At 57.9% G+C, this 4,520-nt stretch carries 3 protein-coding genes, 2 tRNA genes and 1 pseudogene; 3 read left to right on the plus strand and 3 right to left on the minus strand.

Features of this window, described 5'->3' with window-relative positions; translation table 11 throughout:
* Positions 1-1,349 (plus strand): annotated as a pseudogene (locus ABJK56_RS12945) (hypothetical protein); the annotation flags it as partial.
* 186 nt (positions 1,350-1,535) lie between these two features.
* Here ABJK56_RS12945 and purM read toward each other — a convergent pair.
* Positions 1,536-2,612 carry a phosphoribosylformylglycinamidine cyclo-ligase gene (gene purM / locus ABJK56_RS12950; RefSeq protein ID WP_347245088.1) on the minus strand — a complete coding sequence of 359 codons (1,077 nt, stop codon included), beginning with the start codon at positions 2,610-2,612 and terminating at the stop codon, positions 1,536-1,538.
* A 446-nt stretch (positions 2,613-3,058) separates the two neighbouring features.
* Here purM and ABJK56_RS12955 point away from each other — a divergent pair.
* Positions 3,059-3,132: transfer RNA gene (locus ABJK56_RS12955), tRNA-Val, on the plus strand.
* A gap of 13 nt (positions 3,133-3,145) precedes the next feature.
* Positions 3,146-3,218, plus strand: a tRNA-Ala gene (locus ABJK56_RS12960).
* Between the two features lie 440 nt (positions 3,219-3,658).
* Here ABJK56_RS12960 and ABJK56_RS12965 read toward each other — a convergent pair.
* Together ABJK56_RS12965 and ABJK56_RS12970 are read right to left on the minus strand one after the other, a co-directional pair.
* Entirely contained in the window at positions 3,659-3,982 is a 324-nt protein-coding gene (locus ABJK56_RS12965; RefSeq protein ID WP_347245089.1) for a hypothetical protein, read from the minus strand.
* Between the two features lie 328 nt (positions 3,983-4,310).
* Positions 4,311-4,520: hypothetical protein (locus tag ABJK56_RS12970; RefSeq protein ID WP_347245090.1), on the minus strand; the 210-nt coding region annotated here is incomplete at its 5' end.

A 4,520-nucleotide genomic window follows, 5' to 3' on the forward strand; every position in this document is an offset into this window, starting at 1 on the left:
CGGCATCAAAAGACCTCCGCCTTCAGGAAAACGCGTTGCGAAAGTTACAGACCGCATTGAGGCAGCACATCCAAAAATTCCGGCGTCGCACGGGATTCTCGGGACCGATGAGCAGCGCGTACCGTCACTGGCGAAAGGCCCGCGAACTCCGTCAGAAGCACGAGCAAATCACGGCGACGCTTCGGCAGTCGCTCGACGGTTTGCCATACCGCTTCACAACAGCCGACAAACTTGGCGAGCTCTTTGCTGGTCTGGAGTCGCGCTTTGAGGAAGCAATTGGGAAAGTGGAGGAATATAGTGCTCAGGTCGCGTCCTGCCGCCAGATGCTGGAACGACTGACTACGGAGATCGAAGCGCTGGCCCGCGACCGCCGCATCGAGGAAAAACGCCTGGCCTTGGCGACCATCGAATACAAGCTCGGTCCCGTCTTTATTCGCGAACGTTTACCACGGCTGGCGCTCTTTCTTTTCGAAAAAGTTCGCCAGCAGTACGAGCACGAACGACAACCCCGGATCCTTCAGAGGGCCTCCCGATTCCTGGAATCTATGACGGATGGCCGGTACCGCCGCGTGTGGACACCCCTTGCTGAGCGTGTGCTTGTCACAGAAGATCATTCCGGAAAGCTGCGACGCGTGGATGAGCTTTCCCGTGGTACCCGAGAACAGCTTTTCCTCTCCCTGCGACTGGCTCTGGCCAGTGATTGGGCGGCTCGCGGAGTCCAACTGCCGCTCATTCTCGATGATGTGCTGGTGAACTTTGACCAGGACCGTGTTCGAGCAGCCTGTCGGACCCTGGCCGAGCTTGCTGGATCTCGCCAGCAAATTCTCCTGCTAACCTGTCATGAGCATATCACAAACGTCTGCCACGACCTGGGAATCCCGGTGACGAATCTGACGTCGGCCGCAGTTCCCGCCAAGTCTTCCCGCAGACCGCAGCGTTCAGTTGGCCGATCACATTCCACGCCCATGCATGAGGCCGCACAGTCACGGGAGAATGGGGCAAACTCCACACCGACGTCTACCGTCTCCCATGCGGGAGAAACGAGTGATTCCCCCCAGACACCTTCAGTCGGGGAATCACGGCACGAAAACACTCTTCGAGAAGATCCCTCCGCGAAAGCGCAACAAGAAGTCGATGAGGCCGAGGCGCAGAGGCCGCTCGGCTCGGCTTCCGATCCCATGGACGTCGGCGGTAACCCCTGGGCTTTGTCGGCTCCGGATGCCTGGTTTTTTGTGCCCGATCCTTATCCCGATGACGCTACGGATTCAGCCACTCACGACCTGAACACCGGTGAAACGCCTGTTCCCACGGCTAGACGCTCTCGGGTTCGAAAGGCTCGCGCAGCCTGAGATATTTCGAACCCGCTGGCTGGGAGCAATTGGTTGCACCTTCCAGTTTGTCTGATTGCCCATGAAAACCGTTCGACGCCGTTAGTCCCAGTCCATGAATCCCGTCGATGTATCTCGTTCTTACGCCGCCTGTCAACTTGTCCAGCCATTATGTGAGATCGAAAAAGCGGCTGGCCTCATTGAAGCTCACGACGGCCTCCCTGCCCACACGACCCCGCTTGCCTCGGCAGCCTCTGCCCGACCGATTTCCCAACAGGGAACGCCCTGGTCTTCGAGCTGATGGCGAATACTGGTCGCATAATAACTGCTCACGACGAGAATCATTCCCAGACCGAGGTTAAACACGTTTTCCATTTCCTCGTCATCAATATCCCCGAGGCGCTGGACCCAGGAGAAAATGGGGGGCACCGGCCAGGCCGATTTGTCTAGAACAAGCCGGACACCCGCTGGCACAATTCGCGACAGGTTCTCGCGAATGCCGCCACCAGTGATATGGGCGATCCCATGTACCACCATCTTGACCCGGTAATACCGCAACACGGAGCGGATTGGCCGAACATAAATACGCGTCGGCGTGAGCAGGGCTTGTCCCACGGTCATGCCTAATTCCGGAACGGAGTCCTCCACCTTCAGCCCGGCCACCTCGAAGACCACCTTCCGGACAAGGCTGTAGCCGTTGGAATGGAAGCCGGTAGAGGCCAGCCCCAGCACGGTATCACCTGGGGAGATCGCCTGCCCGGTGATGACCGAGCGATTCTCCACTACCCCTACACAGAAGCCAGCCAAATCAAAGTCCCCGGGTTGATAGAGGTCCGGAAGGATTGCCGTCTCTCCCCCGAGGAGTGCACAGTCTGCTTGGCGACACCCCTCGACAATTCCTTCCAGCAGTTTTTCCAAAAGCGGGGGATCATCTTTAGGCATGGCCACATAGTCCAGAAAAAACAGCGGCTCTGCGCCACAGCACAGGGCGTCGTTGACACTCATGGCCACCAGGTCAATGCCCACCGTATTGTAAACGCCCGCCAGCGACGCCACCTTGAGCTTGGTTCCGACTCCGTCCGTGCAGGCGACAAGTACGGGGTCCTGATATCGCCGCGCAAACAGGGGCCAGGGAAAGTCCAGACGGAACAACCCCGCGAAACCATTGGGCAAATCGATGGTCCGCGGTGTCATCGTCCTTCGCAGAAGCTGGGGGATTCGGGCCATGGCCTGGCGGTACAGGTCCAGGTCCACCCCCGCCGATTTGTATGTCACTTTAGCCATTACCACAATCCTGGGTGACGCAACCTGTGTATTGCCTCAAGGAGCGCTGGCGGACCGTGCCGAAAAATAGGGACAGATTCTCCCCTTCTGTTGGTTGAGCCCACAGCACGGCCGCCCACGGCATTGGAATTAAAAGGTAATTTGCAACGGGACCACGGCCGGATATTCGCCCATTGTAAACGGCCCCCTTGCAGGCGACCATATGACGGCTATCACGGCCGACGGGGGCTATTGACTTACCAGTGGCTGGGCCGGTTAAAATAGAGCTAGAACATCCTGGCAAGCCAGGGCGGTCGCGCTGCCTAGAGCTGGACTGCAGAGCGTGGCGAAGTTTATCCGCCCTTGGAACAGGCCGAGCAGTCCAAGACGCGGAGATACTTGATCGCCTGGGCTCCGGCGGCGGTGGCCGTGATCGCTTGGTTGGCAAACGGCCAGGAAAGCGGCATGGGCGATTAGCTCAGTTGGTTAGAGCACCAGCTCGACAAGCTGGGGGTCGCAGGTTCGAGTCCCGCATCGCCCACTTTGCAGGCCCCGGGGCGGTAGCTCAGTTGGGAGAGCGCTAGAATCGCACTCTAGAGGTCGGGGGTTCGAATCCCCTCCGCTCCATTAAGTTATTTTGCAGCCATAAGTTACGACACTCAGTGGGTTGCATAACATCGTAACGGAACTGCTCTTGTGATTGACTTTTCTCTATCTTGCCACTCGTTGCGGGAACCTGCTGAGCCGCTTTTTGTGAAACCCGTGTGCCGGATTCTGCGCCACTGTTCATTTGAACATTAGAACTGCCCGGAGGTGCACCATCCATTGGGGCGCTAGCGGTGTCCGGATGTGGACAGTCCATTGGGATGCTAGCGGTTTTTGGATGCATATTGTGCGAATCGTGCCGGGTCCTGGGAGTCCGCTGGAGGGCAGTCTTATACGCACCATCCGTCGGGTCCACATAGTGTCGCAACGCTATGGAGGGGGTATTCCCCAACCACTTGGTGAACACAGTCAGCGGGCGAATGCCTTACAGGCCACCAGGTGATGATTGCGGGTTTCTGTGCTTACGTCCAGGGAAAGGATGGTATCTGCGGGCGAATATCGTCAAGGGTTTCCACGTTCGTTAGAGAGAATACCTTGCGAATCCTGGAAAGCCTTAACGCGATATGTTTGCCTGTTCTCCCGCGGGCTTCCGGTTCCCGTTGGAAGTCGGCCAGGTGCTTTTCCCACGGTTCGCGAAGAAACTTATCCGTGGGCTGAATCACTCCGCCGGCTAACTGTTCAGCTTCCCGTTCCAATTCCACAGCATAGGCCTGGGTGGCCTTTTTGTCCGTGAAGCCGGAACCTCTTTCACTTGGCCACTGGGAAATCGAAAACGGATGGACCACTTACGGGATTGCTCTTTGACTTTTTTGACTTGCTTCCCGGACTTGATGAGCCGCTTGGCCTTGGCTGCCGTGACCCGTTCCCCTTCGTGGTACTACCGCACGAGAGTCTTTTTGAAGATGAAAGCCATCGCCAGTACCCCTCAATAGAAACCGTACCCCAAAACAAAAAAACGTGGGCGGGAAGCCGGGGGTACAGCGGCTTGTCAGGCGTCCCCTATCCCGCCCACGGGTTCGTCATCATGATCGTGGGGCTCCCCGGGCCCGGGAAGTCAATCCTCGACTAACGTCCCGCATTATCGCTTTTCCTCCGCGTCACAAGAGCCATTGCTCATTTGGCAATCTTGCTGCCGGCGCGTGTTTTCAACCCCTCCGGATAAAGCGCCGCGTCCCTCGCGAAACGCTCCGCAGCCTTGGGCCAGTCCACTAGCTCAATCTTGAGTAACCGGCAGGCCTCCAGAAGTAACGCCACCGCCGCGTCATGGAATGTATCGTGCAGCTCGAAGAGGGACGGAAAGTCCACACTCTGCGCCGGCACTGA

Source organism: Thermogutta sp. (genome assembly GCF_039793925.1).
GTDB lineage: Bacteria > Planctomycetota > Planctomycetia > Pirellulales > Thermoguttaceae > Thermogutta.

Excerpts from the sequence above, each read along its gene's own strand:
- purM (WP_347245088.1), bottom strand. The coding sequence starts at position 2,612 with ATGGCTAAAGTGACATACAAATCGGCGGGGGTGGACCTGGACCTGTAC.